This window comes from Enterococcus sp. C57 (genome assembly GCF_040887305.1).
Taxonomy (GTDB): domain Bacteria; phylum Bacillota; class Bacilli; order Lactobacillales; family Enterococcaceae; genus Enterococcus_B; species Enterococcus_B hirae.
Window position 1 is genome coordinate 131,386 of record NZ_JBFOFP010000009.1, and the last position, 18,820, is coordinate 150,205.

Annotated in this window: 11 protein-coding genes and 1 other annotated feature; of the genes, 3 read left to right on the top strand and 8 right to left on the bottom strand. The window is 39.0% G+C overall.

Annotation, left to right across the window (positions count from 1 at the left end):
- Position 1 precedes the first annotated feature (1 nt).
- From AB5M32_RS11445 to AB5M32_RS11465, 5 genes are all read right to left on the bottom strand, one after another.
- On the bottom strand, positions 2-1,981 hold the full coding sequence (locus tag AB5M32_RS11445; protein WP_368024467.1) for a transcription antiterminator: 1,980 nt from the start codon (positions 1,979-1,981) through the stop codon (positions 2-4).
- A 16-nt stretch (positions 1,982-1,997) separates the two neighbouring features.
- On the bottom strand, positions 1,998-2,312 hold the full coding sequence (locus AB5M32_RS11450; RefSeq protein ID WP_010736972.1) for a PTS cellobiose transporter subunit IIB: 315 nt from the start codon (positions 2,310-2,312) through the stop codon (positions 1,998-2,000).
- A 221-nt stretch (positions 2,313-2,533) separates the two neighbouring features.
- Positions 2,534-6,211, bottom strand: a complete 3,678-nt coding sequence (locus tag AB5M32_RS11455; protein ID WP_178287083.1) for a hypothetical protein — start codon at positions 6,209-6,211, stop codon at positions 2,534-2,536.
- Between the two features lie 1,074 nt (positions 6,212-7,285).
- Positions 7,286-9,700: a leucine--tRNA ligase gene (gene leuS / locus AB5M32_RS11460; RefSeq protein ID WP_096709855.1), complete on the bottom strand. Its 2,415-nt coding sequence runs from the start codon at positions 9,698-9,700 to the stop codon at positions 7,286-7,288.
- Positions 9,701-9,825: 125 nt separating this feature from the next.
- Positions 9,826-10,036, bottom strand: a binding site (T-box leader).
- 99 nt (positions 10,037-10,135) lie between these two features.
- Entirely contained in the window at positions 10,136-12,136 is a 2,001-nt protein-coding gene (locus AB5M32_RS11465) for a muramidase-2 (protein WP_178287081.1), read from the bottom strand.
- A gap of 381 nt (positions 12,137-12,517) precedes the next feature.
- Between AB5M32_RS11465 and AB5M32_RS11470 the strand changes: the two genes are divergently transcribed.
- From AB5M32_RS11470 to AB5M32_RS11480, 3 genes are all read left to right on the top strand, one after another.
- Positions 12,518-13,168, top strand: coding sequence for a phosphatase PAP2 family protein (locus AB5M32_RS11470; RefSeq protein ID WP_010721028.1), 651 nt, complete (start codon positions 12,518-12,520; stop codon positions 13,166-13,168).
- 246 nt (positions 13,169-13,414) lie between these two features.
- Positions 13,415-14,371: a TIGR01212 family radical SAM protein gene (locus AB5M32_RS11475; RefSeq protein WP_010736968.1), complete on the top strand. Its 957-nt coding sequence runs from the start codon at positions 13,415-13,417 to the stop codon at positions 14,369-14,371.
- Positions 14,371-14,940 (top strand): class I SAM-dependent methyltransferase, encoded by a 570-nt coding sequence (locus AB5M32_RS11480; protein WP_178287079.1) that lies wholly within the window; start codon positions 14,371-14,373, stop codon positions 14,938-14,940. The genes AB5M32_RS11475 and AB5M32_RS11480 overlap by 1 nt, the downstream gene beginning before the upstream one ends.
- Before the next feature lie 180 nt (positions 14,941-15,120).
- Here the strand turns inward: AB5M32_RS11480 and AB5M32_RS11485 are convergent, their stop codons facing one another.
- The 3 genes from AB5M32_RS11485 to AB5M32_RS11495 are packed head-to-tail and all read right to left on the bottom strand — an operon-like array spanning position 15,121 to position 18,774.
- Complete coding sequence (locus tag AB5M32_RS11485; RefSeq protein ID WP_368024468.1) at positions 15,121-15,948, bottom strand: class C sortase; 828 nt, start codon at positions 15,946-15,948, stop codon at positions 15,121-15,123.
- Between the two features lie 26 nt (positions 15,949-15,974).
- Entirely contained in the window at positions 15,975-17,489 is a 1,515-nt protein-coding gene (locus AB5M32_RS11490; protein ID WP_053766188.1) for a SpaH/EbpB family LPXTG-anchored major pilin, read from the bottom strand.
- Entirely contained in the window at positions 17,482-18,774 is a 1,293-nt protein-coding gene (locus AB5M32_RS11495) for a pilin N-terminal domain-containing protein (protein ID WP_178287075.1), read from the bottom strand. Before AB5M32_RS11495 ends, AB5M32_RS11490 begins: the two co-directional genes overlap by 8 nt.
- Between the last annotated feature and the right edge of the window lie 46 nt (positions 18,775-18,820).

Below are 18,820 nucleotides of genomic sequence, written 5' to 3' on the forward strand. Positions count from 1 at the left end.
CTTATTCAATCACCTCGTCAAAATGATTGTTAAAATTTTCAAACGTTGGTTCAATTAAAATTTGTTGTTGCAAATCTGTGCGATCAATTAATTGCACAATTGCTTTTGTCACTATAGTAATTTCTTCGTTTTCAATAAAAGATGGTGACACGAGAAAAACAAATTTGATCTGTTGGTAATCATCCCAAAACATTCCCTCCGGAATCACTGCGACTGCAATTTTTGTCGTGACCCCTACTGGAATAGCTGGATGTGGGACTGCAACGGTTTCACTGAAGACAATCTGTCCCATTTTCTCTCGCTTGCTGATTTGTGCCATCATTTCAAGGGTATAATCTTTTACTTCGTCTTTTTCTAAAAGCGAGAGTAGGTCTAAAATCACCGTCTCTTTAGTTGGTCTTTCAGAATAGACTTTGTACCATCTTTCAGAAAGCTGGCCATGATAATCCTGTCTTTTTTTCGGAGAATCTGTGCAAATAGTTTTTATTCTTTTTGACGGACAAGGTTGTAAGTCCGCAATCGTCTGTCGAATTTTTTGGCTATCTAGTGGATTCAAAAAGACACTCACATGTAATACGGGGATCTTAAAAATCATCGTTGATAAATCGATTGATGAAATAATCATATCTACGCCCATCAAAGTCATTTCATTGATCTCGTAATAACCTTTGACATTGGTCACTAAGAGCATTTCGCCAAACTCAGCAAGCACACGATTCTTCAACAATTGCGCACTTCCATAACCAGTTGCACAAATGATCAATACACGTATTTTTTTCGCTGTTCTGACTTTTTCTAAAGCTGCCATGATGTGTAAGGTAAGATACGCCCATTCATCTTCATTGATCGTGAATTGTCGTAACATAGGCATTTGACTAAATATTCTTTTCGTCTGTTCAAAGGCGACCATATTTTCTTTTTTTATATCCTCAGTCAACGGATTCTCTAAAGTAATCCCTTGCCGTAGACGAACCACCATTGGCGTCAAATGATTAAGTAGACCATTTTTTAATTGTTGATCCTCAATCAGTGAATCGCCAAAAAAGTCGGCAAGCTGCTCAATCACTCTTGCTAATTCCTCGTAAAGCAGCTCATCATTTATTTTTTCGATGGGATTAGACTTAGCAACCAAATGCAATGTCAGATAATGAATTTCCGCTTCTGGAAAAGGTACTTTTGTCACACGATTCATTCGTTGAACGATCTTTTTTGCTACTTGATATTCACGGCGATCCACTAACTCTTCACTAAAATCTAAAGCTTCAATGGGGAATCCTTCGTTGATTCGCTTGATCGTTAAGGCTAGGTGTAATGCTAGATTTTGCATGATAAAATCAGAAACTTTTAAATTTGCTTCTCGGATCTCATCTAAAATAATGATTAAAACCTCTTCAAAATTGAATTCATTGAAAAAGTGACTGTTCACTAAATAATCTTTTAAAGAATTAGCTGCTTGATCACCAAAAAACGTGTCCATAATAAAATGGCGCTTGTTTTGCTCTGATCCTTCGATCCACATTCCTTGTCGTGGTTTAGAACAAATTTTTAACGCATAGGGCTCAATTTTTGCCTTTATCTCATTTAGATCATTGGATAAACTAGAACGGCTGATAAAGAGTTCCGACTCTAATTCATCCATAAAAATGGCTTCATCTTCTAGCAATAACTTATTCAACAGATATTTTTGCCGATCTTCAGTTTCAAAAAATTCCATTTCAGACATGCCTTGATCAACTGCGATATTTTGATGTTTTAAAAAAAATGCAAATGCCAAAGGCTTTAAGATCGCCAACTGATATCCTTGTCCTTGTTTGGCAATGATTTTTGCTCCGTTTTTTTCAATTTTCTCTTTGACATCAACCATGTATTTACGGATTGTTCGATCAGATAAAGACAATTCAGAAGCAAGCTCATGACTAGTGATATATTTTTTTTGGTAGTTGATCAATAGCCCTAACAATGCTTTTTCGATCTGTTTCATCTTTATCCACTCCTAGTTAGATATTTTCTTCAATCAATTCCGCTAATTTCTGAATACCTGTGGGAATCGGAACATACGCTTGAAAGGGAATACTAACCACAGGTTTATCAACCGTTTTTCCTAGTTTAACAAACTTATCTAAAAACATCGTGGTTTGAGGACTAATGAGAAATAAATCAAAGTCGCTTGACTTGATCATTTTATCGCCTTCTGTCGCAGATACCGCATCGACTTCGATTTCTTCCCCCTTTTGTTTGAATAGATCCGTGGTCTTAGAAGCCATCATAGAAGATGACATCCCTGCTGCACAAATAATCAATGCTTTTTTCATTTTATTTGCTCCTTCCTTTTCGTTCTATTTAAAGTATAGATTGTAAACGTTTTCTTTACAAAAGAAATACTTCCGTATCGATTAGGAAGAAAAAAACATACAAAAAAAGAAACTGAGCTAAAACTTGCCTCAGTTTCTTTTTTAGTTGGTTAAAAAATTCTTTCTGTTTGTTTTCGGAACTATCCGATGCTTTCACGATCTCTTTTGAATAGGTCTATATCTCATGGTGTTTTAAAATGCAACTGCATCAAGTAACTAGGTCTGATTGGCGCATCTAAGGTTTCCGACAAGATGTTGTCACCTGCTGTTCCAAAGAAAGAGAACTCATAAGCATTCTGTTCACTTGTTAAAGTGACAAGTTCAACGGTTTCTGATAGATTTTGACCATTTGCTACTAAAACTACCTCTTGTTCATGATCCGTATTTTGCAAACCTAATGTCAGTTCAGTTAATCGTTCGGTTTCTTCAAGACTAGTCATGGCATCCACATAAACGGATACCGGACGGTTGGAATTATTTTTGATCTCATAATTTGGTGAAGCGATACCAGCTAGAATATCCTCCTGTACAAAACTCATACGTGCAGGAATGGTGACATCGATGTATTGTGCGTTAGATGTAATCGTCAATATTCCGTCTAGTTCTGTTTTATTGCCAAATTCATCAATCAATTTCAGCGTAAATCGATGATCGTCTGCAGGCAACTCAGAAAATTCTAAGCCATTCTCGAAAGTTAACTCAAGTCGGATATTTTCTGGTAAGGACCAATTGTCAGTTGGATCGCCATCTAACAACTCTCGTAAATCCGGCATTTCACTTCCTTGCTCATAGACAAGTGAATCTCTTAGCTTTCCTTCTGGAGGTGTTGTATCCTCGATCAATAGATTTATAGGTGAAAAGTGTTGTTGGTTTCCTGCTTCGTCTGTTAGAACAGAGGCTACAACATACGCAGTAGATGAAGGCACTTTCCCAGCAATTTCAAACTTTCCTCCTTGAAGATCCTCCAGCCCAATCGTAATCTTTTCTGGTAAACTCCAATTATCTTGTAAAGTCCCTTCTTTAATCACACTCATTAACTCTTCTCGGCTAAGACTGCCTGTACGTCTTGCTTCAAATGAAACACTCCGTTCAAACTCTGCTGTCGGTGCCTTCGTATCTACTACTGTATATTTAGTAGTAAGTTCTTGCGTGTGATTCGTTGTTTTGTTTTTGACAGCAACTGTTACTTCTCCAGTTGCTCCAGGTGCCCATTCTTTCGGTCCATTAGTCAGACGATACTCATAATCATCGGTATCTTTTGGTCGTTTATTAAACCATGATTCTAGAATTGCCCGAGATAATTCTTGGCTTCGTTGTGCTTCAACAACCACTTCAGACTTTATTTCAAACCGTTCACCGATGTACAACTTACCCTTAAGTTCTCTAGCATTTCCTCTTTCATCCGTCAAGGTTAACGTAAACTCGTGCGCCCCTTCAGGTAATTCTGAAAACTGCTTGCCGTCCTTGAAGCTTAACGCAAGTTTGATATTTTCTGGTAGCGACCAGTTGTCGGTGGGTTCGCCATCTAATAACTCTCGTAAATCTGGCTCTTTACTGCCTTTTTCAAAAAACAGTGACTCCTTAAGCTTGCCCTCTGGTGCTTGCGTGTCAACGACTGAAATATTTTTCAGATATCGACTCGTATTTCCTGCTTCATCTGTTAAGGTAATAAAAATATTACTGTACATACTTGGTGCCTTTCCAACAAGTTCAAACGGTTCATTTGCGGATCCGATGTTAGTCAATCCGATCGTAATCTTTTCTGGTAAACTCCAATTATCTTGCAGATCACTCTCAATCAACAGTTCTCGTAGTTCTGCTTGCGTGAGCGCACCTGTACGCCTTGCTTCAAACACGATCTCTTTTTTAAGTGTTGCGGTGGGTGCTTTAGTGTCTACGACGGAGTATTTCGTTTCATATTCTTTTGTTTCATTCGTTGCTTTATTTGTGACAGCGACTGTTGCTTGTCCATTAGTCTCTGGTGCCCATTCTGCCGGTCCGGAAGACAGACTATAGTCATAACTGTCAGGATTGTTTGGTAATTGTTCAAACCAGCTTTTGAGAATTTCAGTTGATAGCGCTTTGGCTCTTTGTGCTTGGACAACCACTTCCGATTTGATTTTAAACGCATCACCGACGTGTAACGTACCTTTGAGCTCTTTAGGATTTCCAGCCTCATCCGTCAAGGTTAGCGTAAATTTATGCTCTCCCCTAGGTAATTCCGAGACTTGCTTTCCACCATCAACAGCCAACGAAAGACTGATTTTTTCTGGCAAGGACCAATTGTCGGTTGGATCACCCTCTAGTAAATCTCTTAAATCTTTCAGTTCCATTCCTTGTTCAATCACGATTTTGTCTTTTAGTTTCCCATCAGGAGGCGTAGTATCAACCACTTGGATACGATAACCACTTCCCGTAGCAGCATTCCCTGCTTGGTCGGTCACACGTACCTTGACAATTTCAACACCTGGTTGAACTCCTGCAATCTCCCAAGGAACGTTGGAACCGTTATAATCAAATAACTCAATCTGGAGATCCTCCGGTTTACTCCAGTTATCTTCTAGTTTTTCAAATATACTCCTTAGTTCTTCATCAGTGAGACTCCCTTTTCGTCTAGCCTCCAATGGTGCATCCCTGATTATTGTGTATTTTGGTGCAGTAGTATCTACAACAGTATAGTTAGTCGTAAATTCTTGCGTGTTATTCGTTGTTTTATTTTTGACAACAACTGTTGCTTTTCCAGTTGCTCCAGGTGCCCATTCTGCCGGTCCGGAAGACAGACTATAGTCATAATTCCCTGAATTCTCCGATATCGTAGAAAACCACGATTTTAGGATGCTTGTAGACAGTTCTTTTCCTCTTTGTGCTTCAACGGTCACTTCATTTTTGATCTCAAATTCAGGTTGCTCTTTCTTCACTGTAATCGTTCCCAGCAAAGCATTGACATACGAAACATCTTCGATCGGGATCGAGTCTAAAACAGAGTATTGGGAGGCTACAGCCGTCGTCCCTAGTTTCACGTCTCCGTTAAGTACTAATCGATCTTCTTTTGCACTGGTCGATGCCAGCCTAGTGATCGTGACGGTAAAAGATGCGGCATAAGAAGAAATACTAGGCTTCGTAACCGTCACTTGGTACCCATTGACACTTTGATCAGATGGAATCGTTAACGTATACGTTCCGCGGTAAGATGAATGATTCCCATAATACATCGTATCGTATGGATAATCATCCGTTGTGGTTAGATTACTTGCTATCCAAGAAATCCAACCATGATCTTTATCTTGAGTGACCTTCTCATAGGTAGGCACATTCACAGTAAAGGAAGTCTTCGAACCAACGGCAGCTCCCAACATAATAGTGCGATTAATCTGTGTCGCTAACGTTTTCTCAATATAACTTTTTTTCCCATTTGCTATCAGATCAGGTCGATATTTATCTAGGTTTGGTAAATTATTCTTCCTTAACTCAGCACTTTGTCGAAGGACTGGTGGTACAGGATCTTCCCATGGAGTCACAGGTTCCGTTACTTCAGTTGGCTGTTCAGTTGGTACTTCTTCCACTTCTTGTTCTTCAACGATCGGTACTTCCTCAACTACAGATGCTTCTTCTACGATTTCCTCTGTATTTTCTTCTACTGGCTCTTCTACCTCGATTGACTCTTCTGTTGAGTCGTTTGCAGCTGTTTCAGGTGAAACAGGTTCTTGCATCACTGGTTGTTCCCCTTGATTTTGTAAATCCTGTACAAACTCCGTATCTAGTTCTGGTGGTGCTTCCTCAGCAAAAACGGTTAATGGATAAAGACAATTTTGGAACAACAACAAAGAGGTTGTTATCGTTCGCAAATGCTTGCTTTTCAAATTTTCTGTCCTCCTCTCTTACTAATACACTCACTCTTTTTCCTTGCTCAAATTCTCTAAAAGGAAAGATTAAATAAACAAAATTTTTATTATTTCTTATGAACATTCCTAGTGTGAACGTTCCTAATATTTGTAAAAGGTTACTTTTTTGCTCATGAGATGATAGTTTATTTGACTATTAACATAACAAAAATCACTATGTAAAGAAAAATTTTTCATTTTAATCTTACGTATACTCACCTCCAAAAACATATGAAACACCTACACTAAAATTATCTACGATTATCCGCTTAGAACAAAACCTTTTTTTACCGATAGAATGGTAATTTTTAACAGATTTGTGGTTGTTTCATCGGCCTGTCATTTTTCTAAAATAAAAAAAACAAAATAGCGTAATACTATAGCTTGGTATTAAAAAAAAAGAAAACATGCCAACTAAATAAAAATAACAATGTTTTAAAAAAATGTGTCATTTGTTTACGTTCAAAAGGTATCACAATGCAAATATTGTGAGACATAAGCAATTTTAATAAAACACTTTTTGTTTTTTTCACTTTTGTAACTAACAAAAAATAACTGTTCATCTTGGATAGTCATTCACAAAAAAAAAACGTCAGCAAACTTCCACTCGGTGAATGGTTCTAACTCTTCAATTGATATTTTCTTTGTTTTAGTCTCTCTTCACTTTATTTTTCTATAAAAGAGTTTGAGAGGAAGCGACCTTCAAGACAAATAAATAGTATTTCAGCATCTGCTCGGAGCTATCCGCCTCTTTCACGATCTTATCCACGGTGTTCCAAGCTCTAACGGAAAATAAGCCGAAGAAAGAGGTTGAGCCAACACATGGCTCAACCTCTTTTCCGGCTTATTTCTCAGAGCTAGACACTTTTGTCATAATCTCTTTTTTGTTTATTCAGTTATAAACTTGCTGAACTGATTGCGACTTATAAAACATCTTAAAATACTGAAACAGCCAAAATTGTTTTTAATGATCTGTTCTTCATTCTGAAAGTGGCTCTGGGTTTCATCGAAAGCTCCTTCAACAATCTCTTATAATTCACTTGTTCCTGCTTTTTAATTAGCCACGATATTTACTAATTTATTTGGTACAACGATCACTTTACGAACAGTTTTGCCAGCAATGTTTTCTTTGATCGTTTCATTGTTCATCGCTATTTTTTCAAGTTCATCTTTTGGTAAGTCACGTGAAACATTAGCTTTTCCTCGGACCTTACCATTGATTTGGAAGACAACTTCGATTTCATCTTCGACTAAAGCTGACTCATCATAAGTTGGCCAAGGTGCGTAAGAAATCCCTTCCTCATTCCCTAAGATTGCCCATAGTTCTTCACCCATGTGTGGTGCGATCGGTGCCAACAATTGAACAAATCCTTCGATATATTCATAAGGTAGTGCATCCACTTTATACGCTTCATTGACAAACACCATTAATTGAGAGATGGCTGTATTGAAGTGAAGATTTTCGTAATCTTCCGTAACTTTTTTGACGGTTTGATGATACACTTTATCTAATTTTCCATCATTTAAAGTGGTGATTCGATCACGCATCTTATTGTTTTCATCCACGATCAAACGCCAAACACGATCTAAGAATTTGCGGCTTCCTTCTAGTCCATTTTCACTCCAAGCAATCGATGCGTCTAATGGTCCCATAAACATTTCATATAATCGTAATGTATCTGCGCCATATTTGGCCACGACATCATCTGGATTAACGACATTGCCACGTGATTTAGACATTTTTTCGTTGTTTTCTCCCAAGATCATTCCTTGGTTGTATAATTTTTGGAATGGTTCCTTTGTAGGTACAACACCGATATCATATAAGAATTTGTGCCAGAAACGAGCGTACAGCAAGTGAAGAACGGCATGTTCTGCTCCACCAATGTAGATATCTACTGGCAACCAGCGTTCTAATTTCTCATAGTTCGCTAATTCTGCTTTATTATGTGGATCGATATAACGTAAATAATACCAAGAACTTCCTGCCCATTGTGGCATTGTATTGGTTTCACGGCGACCTTTTTTGCCAGTCACAGGATCGACAACATTCACCCATTCTTCGATGTTGGCAAGTGGCGATTCTCCTGTTCCACTTGGTTTGATATTAGTCGTTTTAGGCAAACGTAATGGCAGCTCTTCTTCTGGTAAAGCTGTGACCGTACCATCTTCCCAATGAATGATCGGAATTGGTTCCCCCCAGTAACGTTGACGTGAGAATAACCAGTCACGTAAACGATAGCTGACTTCTTTTTTCCCACAACTATTTTCTTCTAACCATTCATTCATTTTAGCAATGGCTTCTGCTTTATTCATGCCATTCAAAAATTCAGAATTGATATGAGGACCATCTTCTGTATAAGCAGCCTCTTCAATATTTCCTCCTTCGATCACGGGAAGAATTTCTAAATCAAAGGTTTTTGCAAATTCATAATCACGTTCATCGTGAGCAGGAACAGCCATGATTGCTCCAGTACCATAAGAAGCTAACACATAGTCAGCGATCCAGATCGGGATCTCTTTTCCATTAACTGGATTGATTGCATAAGCTCCAGTAAAGACACCCGTTTTTTCTTTCGCTAGATCTGTACGTTTCAAATCTGATTTTTTAGCTGTCTCTTCGATGTATGCTTCAACTGCTGCTTTTTGTTCTGGCGTCGTGATTTCTTGCACCAAGTCTAATTCAGGAGCTAAAACAGAGTACGTTGCGCCAAATAGTGTATCTGGTCGTGTGGTAAAAATCGTGTACGTTTTGTCTGTTCCAGCAACTTTAAATTCAACATTTGCTCCTACTGAACGACCGATCCAGTTGCGTTGCATTTCTTTGATGCTATCTGGCCAATCTACTAAATCAAGATCATCAAGTAAACGATCTGCGTATGCAGTGATCTTCAGCATCCACTGACGCATTGGTTTGCGGACGACATCGTAGCCGCCACGTTCACTTTTTCCATCGATCACTTCTTCATTAGAGATCACCGTACCAAGCTCAGGTACCCAGTTAACTGCTACTTCTGCTTCATATGCCAAACCTTTTTCGTATAATTTTGTAAAGATCCATTGTGTCCATTTGTAATATTCTGGATCAGTTGTGTTGACTTCACGATTCCAGTCATAACTAAACCCTAAAGAATTGATTTGACGACGAAATGTTTCAATGTTTTTTTGTGTAAATTCAGCTGGATCATTTCCTGTATCTAATGCGTACTGTTCGGCTGGTAGTCCGAACGCATCCCATCCCATCGGATGCAAGACATTGAATCCTTGACTGCGTTTAAAACGAGATAAGATATCTGTTGCTGTATAGCCTTCCGGATGTCCAACATGCAATCCTTGACCTGATGGGTATGGAAACATATCCAACGCATAGAACTTTGGTTTTTCAGGATCATCATGGGTATTGAAGGTATTGTTTTTTGCCCAGTATTTTTGCCATTTCTTTTCGATTTCTTTATGGTTATAACTCATTTTCTATCCCCCTGATCTATTTGTACTTCCACATTAATCTGTCGAAGTTTAGTGAAGTCTAGCCTCACCTTTTTGTTTTTTTCATCTGAAGAAAACAAAAAAGTCCTATAAAAAGATTGCTCTTTTTATAGGACGTAATCTACGTGGTACCACCTAATTTTGCCTTTTCACAAAGGCCTCAAACGTTGTAACGGTCGTCACCGCTCCTACTTACTCTGTTTGTGATTTCAGTAGGCGCAACTCAAAGGCGAGTTCAAAAGCGTCCGTACACATTTCCACCAACCATGTGCTCTCTAAAACTTTCGACTTTTTACTACTTCCTTTTCAGGCGTTGATTTTTATTTACTCAAAAGTGTAGATTCATAGTAACAAATAAATGCTACAAGTTCAAATATTATTTCACACATTTACTGATTTCCTGCCATGTGTCATTACTTATTTTTTGACGATCAACTGTTGTCCCGGATAAATAAAGTTATTCTTGATATTATTCCATTCGATCAATTGATTCATGGTGATTCCATGACTATCGGCAACGCCCCATACTGATTCGCCTGCTTTGACGGTATAGGTTTTTTCATCTGATTTCGCTGGTGTTGATTGTGCAGTGCCTTTTTTAACGATGACTTCTTGTCCTGGATAAATAAAATTGTTTTTGATGTTGTTCCATTCAATCAACTGATCCATCGTAATATGGTGTTTATTGGCAACGCTCCACACCGATTCGCCTGCTTTGACAGTATACTTCGTATCACCCGTTGAAGAAGCCGTTGGAGTTGTAGAAGCTGGCGTTGAAGCTGTTGGTTTGGTTGTTGCTGTTGCGCTTGCTTTACTGCTTCCACCTTTGACGATCAATTTCTGTCCTGGATAAATGAAGTTATTCTTAATATTGTTCCATTCAATCAACTGGTTCATGGAAATCCCATTTTTATTTGCAACACCCCATACTGATTCGCCTGCCTTGACAGTATAAGTCGCTTGCCCTGTCGCAGTTGAGCTGGTATTGCTTGATGCGGTGTTCTTGTTATTAGCTGTCGAAGCGGACGCATTACTTGAAGATGAGCCACCTTTGACAATCAATTTTTGCCCTGGGTAAATAAAATTATTTTTAATATTGTTCCATTGAATCAGTTGGTTCATGGAAATTCCAAATTTATTCGAAACACTCCAAACCGATTCGCCTGCTTTGACAGTATAAGTACTTCCAGAAGTAGTACTTCCTGTATTTGCCGTATTACTAGATGTATTACCTGTCGATGTATTAGAAGTAGAACCGCTTGCTGAAGAACTACCTTTTGAAACAACCAACTGTTGACCTGGATAAACAAAGTTATTCTTGATGTTATTCCATTCGATCAGTTGATTCATCGAAATCCCATGATCATTCGCAATTTTCCAAACAGAATCGCCTGATTTAACCGTATATTTTGCACCAGTTGCTTGCCCCGTACTGCCAGACGTATTCGTGTTGCCAGAAGTATTTCCAGAAGAAGCATTATTACCAGTGTTAGTGGTTGAAGAACCTGCAGATTGGCCACCTTTGATCGTTAATTTTTGTCCTGGATAGATAAAATTATTTTTGATATTATTCCATTCGATTAACTGCGCCATCGTGATTCCAAATGAATGAGAGATTCCCCAAACGGAGTCTCCTGATTTGACGGTATAAGTCGTACCAGTCGTAGTTGCAGAACCGCCTGAGTTCCCACTAGTACTTCCAGAATTGGATGTATTTCCCGTATTCCCGCCATTTCCAATCGTTGCACCACCTCCAGCGTTGCCGCTAGCTGGTGTATCGTATTTGGTCAATCCATAGGTTGTAATAATATTGTTTAGTTTTCCAGCGTACCCTGGATCAGTTGCATAACGACCTGTCAAACAAGCAGTAGCATCAGTATAAGATTTAGTATTGCTTTTCCAAGTACCTGCATAATAATAGCCATTACCAAAAGAGGTATTTCTTAAAACATAGGCATTGTCATTAAATGACTCTGCAAAAGAAGGGTACTGACGGAAAGGTTCTTTTTTAGATACCCATTTATTGTTAAGATATTCGAGTGTATCCATATAAACAGTTTGACCTTGATAACTTCCTTTAATCCCAAATAGATTATAGTAAGGTGCTTGTGACAAGGCACTACTTCCCCAACCACTTTCGACGACTGCTTGAGCAATCATGACTGAGGCATATAAATCGTTGGCTTGAGCAATTGGTTGTGCATACGTAGCAATCTCAGCAATAAACGCTGCTGTATTGATTCTGGCACCGAATTGTGTGGGGGTTTGATCAGCATCTACTTGTACAGGCTGAATCAATGGCGCTGCCACAGAACAGCCGACCATCGCCGTACCGACAAGTGCAGCACTACGTTTTACTTTACGAAAACGTTTGGTTTCATTTAAACGTCTACGTTCTTTTCTTGCAATGTTTTCCATCTTCTATCCTCCAACTTCTATCTACAATTTCTATACTATTATAATAATTATAACTTCTCTTAATCTTTATTAAAAGTTATTTAAGTGTGTGACTGCTTATTGTAATCAGACTGTAACCTTTCGTAATGTTCAACACTGAGAAAAAAATAGCACCTTTCCCCGCTTGATTTTAACGACTTTTAACAAATAATCGATTTAACCTTTCCCAGTCAAAGTATGTCAGTTATATTACTTGAAAATGTCTAGGAGATTACAAAGTGATTTACAAATAAAATACCTTTTTTATTTTTTGATTAAGTGCTCGATTCTATAAATAATTATGGATATTATTTATAGAGCGAATAATGCTATAATGAGTCATTGTTGAAAAGGAGGATATTTATGAAGCAACGTACAACTTTTCATGTAGCTGGAGCTTGTTTTTTACTGCTCTTTTTAGTCTTAGGCTACATTGTCAAATACCGTATTTCTTTACTGGCGGGATTTGATCAATCAATAACAGAAATGATCCGCGCTCCCTACCCCCATTGGAATGCTTATCAGCTGTTTATGACAAAATTTGGCAATCCACTCACGGTCATCTTAGTCTTTTTGCTGGTTTCATTTTTGTTATGGTGGAAGAAAAAAAGACCTGAAATGATTTGGTTAGCGGTTAATTTTATTGCCATTGCTGGGATCATCAATCCTGTGATCAAACTATTCGTGATGCGCGTTCGCCCAACCCTTGAACACCTTGTGGTAGAGCACAGTTACAGTTTTCCTAGTGGTCATGCAGCTGGTAGTATGATTTTATATGGTACACTGATTTTTCTAATTCCTGTCATTATTCAAAAAAAGGTCTTTCGTCCATTGATTCAAATACTTCTAGCGTTTATTATAGTAAGTGTTGGGATTAGCCGTATTTATTTAGGCGTTCATTTTCCAAGTGATATTCTAGGTGGCTTTTTACTTAGCCTCTCGTGGTTATGCTTCACGTATCCAATTTATCGAACCCAAAAAGAAAAATGGCTAAACACGCAGAAAACGTCTTGATCTCACACAAGTATTTTTTAGTGAGAACTTTTGTTACAAATCATCCAAATCAATAAAAAATTGTGGAGAGACAGTTAACTTTTTTCTTTGATGATTAGTTAATCTGTCTCTTTACTTGATTCTAAGAACGATTCTCGTTATAAAGTGCTTAGATTTTACGTCATTCATCAGGTATAATGATCTGAATCGTTCAATACGAGTAGAAGAAAGTGATGAATTTAGCACCATTAAGAAAGAAGGATAACAATGGAATTTACATATTCAGATGGAAATAAACGCTACCACTCATGGAATTATGCGTTAAGAAATGAATTTGGCGGGAAAATTTTCAAAGTGCCAATCGATGGAGGATTTGACTGCCCCAATCGTGATGGTACAGTGGCTCACGGGGGCTGTACTTTTTGTAGTGTTTCTGGATCAGGTGATATGATCGTCGCTCCCGAAGACCCATTACCTATTCAGTTCCATAAAGAAATCGATATGATGCATCAAAAATGGCCAGGGGTAACCCAATATATCGTTTATTTCCAAAATTTCACGAATACTCATGCACCTGTAGAAATCATTCGTGAGCGTTTTGAACAAGTGATCAACCTTCCTGGTGTTGTCGGGTTGTCGATTGGTACTCGCCCAGACTGCTTACCAGATGCGGTCGTGGATTATCTCGCAGAACTAAATGAACGGCTTTATCTGTGGGTCGAATTAGGATTACAAACGACTTTTGAAGAAACCTCTACACTGATCAATCGCGCACATGACTACCAAACTTACCTTGATGGTGTGAATAAATTACGAAAACATGGCATTCGTGTCTGCACTCACTTAATCAACGGCTTACCTGGTGAAACATTAGAAATGATGCGTGAAAATGTCCGACGTACGATCCTTGATTCAGATATCCAAGGAATCAAGCTTCACTTAATGCACTTGATGCGCAAAACAAGGATGCTTCGTGATTATCATGAAGGTCGTTTACAACTGATGACCCGTCCTGATTATGTCAATGTGATTTGTGATCAATTGGAAATGATCCCTCAAGAAATCATTATCCATCGGCTTACCGGTGATGCCCCTTGGGATTCGTTGATCGGACCAATGTGGAGTTTGAAAAAGTGGGAAGTCTTGAATGCGATAGATGAAGAATTGGTTCGTCGCAATAGTTATCAAGGAAAATTTGATGTTCGTAAAGGAGTGCGTTGCTAATGCTACAAACTGCTTTACACTTTAGCCATACGTTATTAAAAGAAACCCTGCAACCAGGTGACCATGCTATTGATGCCACCATGGGTAATGGTTATGATACACTTTTTATGGCTGAATTGGTCGGGAAGACCGGACATGTTTACAGTTTTGATATCCAACCTGCTGCCTTGCAATCCACGAAAGAAAAAATCGCTGAACAAGCATTGACCGATCGAGTCTCTCTTTATTTACAAGGTCATGAGACACTGGGGAATGTCGTGGCTCCAGAGCAATCAATCAAAGCAGGGATTTTCAATCTAGGTTATCTTCCTAAGAGTGACAAAGCAATCATTACTTTACCTGAAACAACGAAAATCGCAATGGAAGAGATACTGAAACGTTTAGCCCCTCGAGGACGCATGATTATCGTCGTCTACTATGGTCATGAAGGTGGGAAATCAGAACTGGATATGGTACAACAGTTTTGTCAAATGCTCCCTCAAGATCAGTATAATGTTTTAAACTATCAATTTATTAATCAAAAAAACAATCCACCGATTTTGTATTGTGTGGAGAAGAAAAAATGTTGAAATAATTGGCTTTGTTCAATTACTCCGTTCGCTTCTTTATGGCTTATCAATGTTTTTTGGACAGTTTTGTTAATTGACGAATATAAAAAAGCCCATAACTAGAAAGTTTTCACTAAGCTTTCTATGGTTATGGGCTTTTTCTCATTGTTGGTTCTCTCAAGTAATCCAACATGTCTTTTTCTATTCTATTGGCTTTTCACGTATGACTCGCAGAATGAACAGGGATAGACTTCCTACAAAGAGCAATAAAATGAGTAAGATCATGAGATTGAGCCACCATTGTCTTTGTTCTGCATTCGCTTCTTTTTGGGCTAGTTCTTCTGTATAAGGCACTCGATGTCCCCTGACTAATAATCGATGGGAATTGATCATATACGGTGTACAGGTGACTAAAGTAACGAGATCTTCCTCTGGATAAATTTTTAGAGAGCTAACGTCATCAGGGGTCACAATAGTGATGTCATTCACTTCATAGGCCAACTTTTCTTCTGCATAGGTGATAATGAAAATATCCTCCAACTCCAGTTGATCAAGATCCGTAAAAAGTTTTCTTTCGGGAATCCCACTATGGGCAGAGATCACACTATGATTACTTTTGCCACCAGTAGGATAGGATGTTCCTTCCAAAACACCAGCACCATATTGGAGGATCGTCGGACTTGCATGGTCAAACAACGGAACACTGACCCTAATCTTAGGGATTTGGATCGAACCAATCAAGTGATTCGCTAAATAATTAGCGAGATCCGCTTCTTTCCGACCAGTATAGGTTGGGAGCGTGATCGCTCCCATGCCTCTTTCTGCTAGTTCTTGATTATACTTTTTGGCTCTTTCTCGTTCCTGTTGCTGTTCTGCTTTCGTTTTTTGAGACTCATTGATACGATAATGATCAACGAGTTGGTTGAAGGCATTGACATAAAAAGGATAACTAGCAATTAACCCACCTGTTAAAAAAAGGAGATACATCACGATCCGAAGCCACTTTTTTGGTCGCTGTTTTTGGGACATTGGATATTCCCTCCTTCAAAACCTGTTTACATTGGCTTTTTTTTCGTTTGTCGATAAACGACGTAGGCTGCTAAGAGAATCAGTCCCCCGATCAGCAGGAAAATATAGATGCCCATACCACCGGTTTCCGGTAAAAGCCCTTGAGGTTGGTTTTCGATCGTAACTAAAGGTGTCTCTGAAGCAGTTGAATCAATTTCAAAAGTGGTATAAGGATCTAAAATGACGTAACCACTTGGAGCCGTCACCTCTTCCAACGTGTAGGTTCCCGCTTTAAAGCCCCGAATATCAAAATAGCCATCTGGTCCTGAGGTTATTTCTGTCCCGACATCATCCCAACCAATCAAGACATTCTCTTCATTCAGACGTGCGTACAATACTTGACCATCAGAATCTTTAAAAATCCGAAAGACCGCCCCACTTAATGGATTACCATCATGACTATTGATCTTTCTAAATTGATGCTCATTCGTCTTGACTTTTGGTCCATCTAAGATCGTAGGATCCGAGCCAAAATCGATTGTGGCGGTATTATCAGATAGTTGAGTGATTGCATCACCCGTGAGCGACATGTCATAAGAAATCGTGAGCGTTTTTCCTTGTAATAATTCAACCACTTCCTCATTGTCAATGTGGAAAGTAATCGTAAACCCACCATTCGGAGTAGCTGTATCAATCGTAAAATAACTACTAGGTACCGCTACACCATCAATCAATACTTCGATTGAATCAGGGGTCGTTAGTCGCAACCCATTAGTTGGTGTATCCGTGATTTCGAAAAATGCTTTGTTACCTAAGTCACGGGGAACAGCAACCGTCAACAGATAATTTAAGATGTCATCTGTTCCAACATCATAGTAGGTTACTTGATTCCCATCTTGAGTGATTGTTACTTCATTAAACCGACCGCTATCTACTAAAGTTTTCGAATGTTCTTTCAAAATATTTTTAGGATAGAGGTGGATCTCTGTTAGTTCTCCATCACCAGCATAGACTGGCAAAGCCAAAAGTAGTGGGTATGCCATTTCATATATATTCGCTGGTGATTCTTCTTCGACAAAGAGATAAACAGCATCTCTACCTTGGGCATCTTTTCGAGGTAATTGGTCAAAGACCGCAATCCCCTGTCTGTTTGGATCGGTCTCGCCACTTGCGGTTGCTGTCACTTGAGTCTGCAAAGGGCCACTGGCATAATCAGGGGCTCTTTTATATAAAGCCGCATCAGACTGGATTCTTTCCAAGGCTTCTCGTGCTGTTTTCCCATCCTCTCTGATAGAACGAAAATATTGTTCTGTGACATCATAGACAGAAAATGTCACTCCATCTAACGGATCACCGCCAAAGTTTTCCATTAGTTCACCAGTATTTTGTTGATACGCTTCTTTCGGGATTTCATCCTGCCAAACACGTTTATGAAGCGTGACATTCACATGCTCTGGGGCTGCTGCTACTGGAAGACTCATTCCTAAAATACTGAATGCCGAAAACAACAACGTAGCAAGCATCACGAATATCCTGAATTTATTCTTTTTACTTTCAGTCATCTTCTTCCCTCCTAGTTTTGTTCATGTACTTCCTTAACAAGTAAGCCAGTAATAACAACGCAATGCCTAAAATAGCTAGCGCTTGTCTCATTTCTGCAGTACGTGGTAACAGACGATTGAATAGCTGTTCCGTCCCTGTCGCTGTTCCTCCTTGTTCTCCCCCAGCATCCGTTGGCAGATCATCGTCCTTTTGAGACTCTCCTGCTCGTGAAATGTTATAGATTCTAGGTCCTTTCTCTATCGATTCGTCCTGTTCATCAGAAAAAGGTTCCGACATTTTTTGTTCATTAAGTGTCATGAATAAAAACTCACCTGATTCATTTTTCCAAGTATTTGGGATAAATAATGGAATCTGCCGATTTTCTTCACTGATCTCATACCCCGGAAGAGTTTGCAATTCTTCAAAATAGTATTCACCACCGATCAAAAAATGGTCTGCTATCTTGACACGCCCTGCAGCATCAGAGATGAAGGTTGCGATTGCTTCATCATTTAAGGGATCATCACTTTGTTTCCATACATCCCCTAACGCCTCCTGATTTTGCGCTAAATAGATTTTTTCCCCAGCTTCGTTATAACGAAACAGGGAAAAAATCACACCTTCGAGAGGTTCGGTCTGCTCAGTGTCTTCTTCTTTGCCATATTTGTAAAAATACGGTTGTCGAAAATACCCAGCATTTTTAGGATAAAGATGAATCTGAGTCAGCTCTACTTCATTTAATGGGTCCATTAGAGGCAAGCCAATCATTATTGGTGCAGCATTTGTCACATTGAAATAACTAGTTTGCTGGGAATGATCCTCAACGATCAGATAAATTCCATAGTGACCGTTGTGCTTTCTGGGAACATCGATCACACCCACTCCTTCACCAAATTCAGCATGAGTCTGCGTTAGGACAGGACTACCTGTCACTTCTTCTAATTGCTGCTCTGCAATAAATTGTTCGATCTGGATCGGGTTCATTTGTCCCAAGCGTTTAGCTAAAGCTTGCGCATCTTCTTGTGATTGAAGATAATAATCCGTCAAATGATAGACATGAAACGTGGCGCCATTATAAGGAACACTCAGACCAAGGCCATTTAAGTTAGCCAATTCATTTTCTGTCAATTGTCTGCCATTTGATGGAGAGGTTTGTGGATCTGTGATCGACTCATCTACAAGGACTCTCTTGTGTAAGATGAACGTCACAGTCTCAGGATCAGTAGCATAGCCTCTATATGGGAAGAATCCGGTTACTAACAGCAGACCTAGCAGCAGCCATTGAAACATTCTTTTTTTCTGCATATCCTCTACTCCTTTCTCATTTGCTGAAATGCCATCAGACCGTCCT

What these genes read in the sequence shown, in the direction of transcription:
- AB5M32_RS11445 (WP_368024467.1), bottom strand. Translation starts at nt 1,981, where the DNA reads ATGAAACAGATCGAAAAAGCATTGTTAGGGCTATTGATCAACTACCAA.
- AB5M32_RS11450 (WP_010736972.1), bottom strand. Translation starts at nt 2,312, where the DNA reads ATGAAAAAAGCATTGATTATTTGTGCAGCAGGGATGTCATCTTCTATG.
- leuS (WP_096709855.1), bottom strand. Translation starts at nt 9,700, where the DNA reads ATGAGTTATAACCATAAAGAAATCGAAAAGAAATGGCAAAAATACTGG.
- AB5M32_RS11465 (WP_178287081.1), bottom strand. Translation starts at nt 12,136, where the DNA reads ATGGAAAACATTGCAAGAAAAGAACGTAGACGTTTAAATGAAACCAAA.
- AB5M32_RS11470 (WP_010721028.1), top strand. Translation starts at nt 12,518, where the DNA reads ATGAAGCAACGTACAACTTTTCATGTAGCTGGAGCTTGTTTTTTACTG.
- AB5M32_RS11475 (WP_010736968.1), top strand. Translation starts at nt 13,415, where the DNA reads ATGGAATTTACATATTCAGATGGAAATAAACGCTACCACTCATGGAAT.
- AB5M32_RS11480 (WP_178287079.1), top strand. Translation starts at nt 14,371, where the DNA reads ATGCTACAAACTGCTTTACACTTTAGCCATACGTTATTAAAAGAAACC.
- AB5M32_RS11485 (WP_368024468.1), bottom strand. Translation starts at nt 15,948, where the DNA reads ATGTCCCAAAAACAGCGACCAAAAAAGTGGCTTCGGATCGTGATGTAT.
- AB5M32_RS11490 (WP_053766188.1), bottom strand. Translation starts at nt 17,489, where the DNA reads ATGACTGAAAGTAAAAAGAATAAATTCAGGATATTCGTGATGCTTGCT.
- AB5M32_RS11495 (WP_178287075.1), bottom strand. Translation starts at nt 18,774, where the DNA reads ATGCAGAAAAAAAGAATGTTTCAATGGCTGCTGCTAGGTCTGCTGTTA.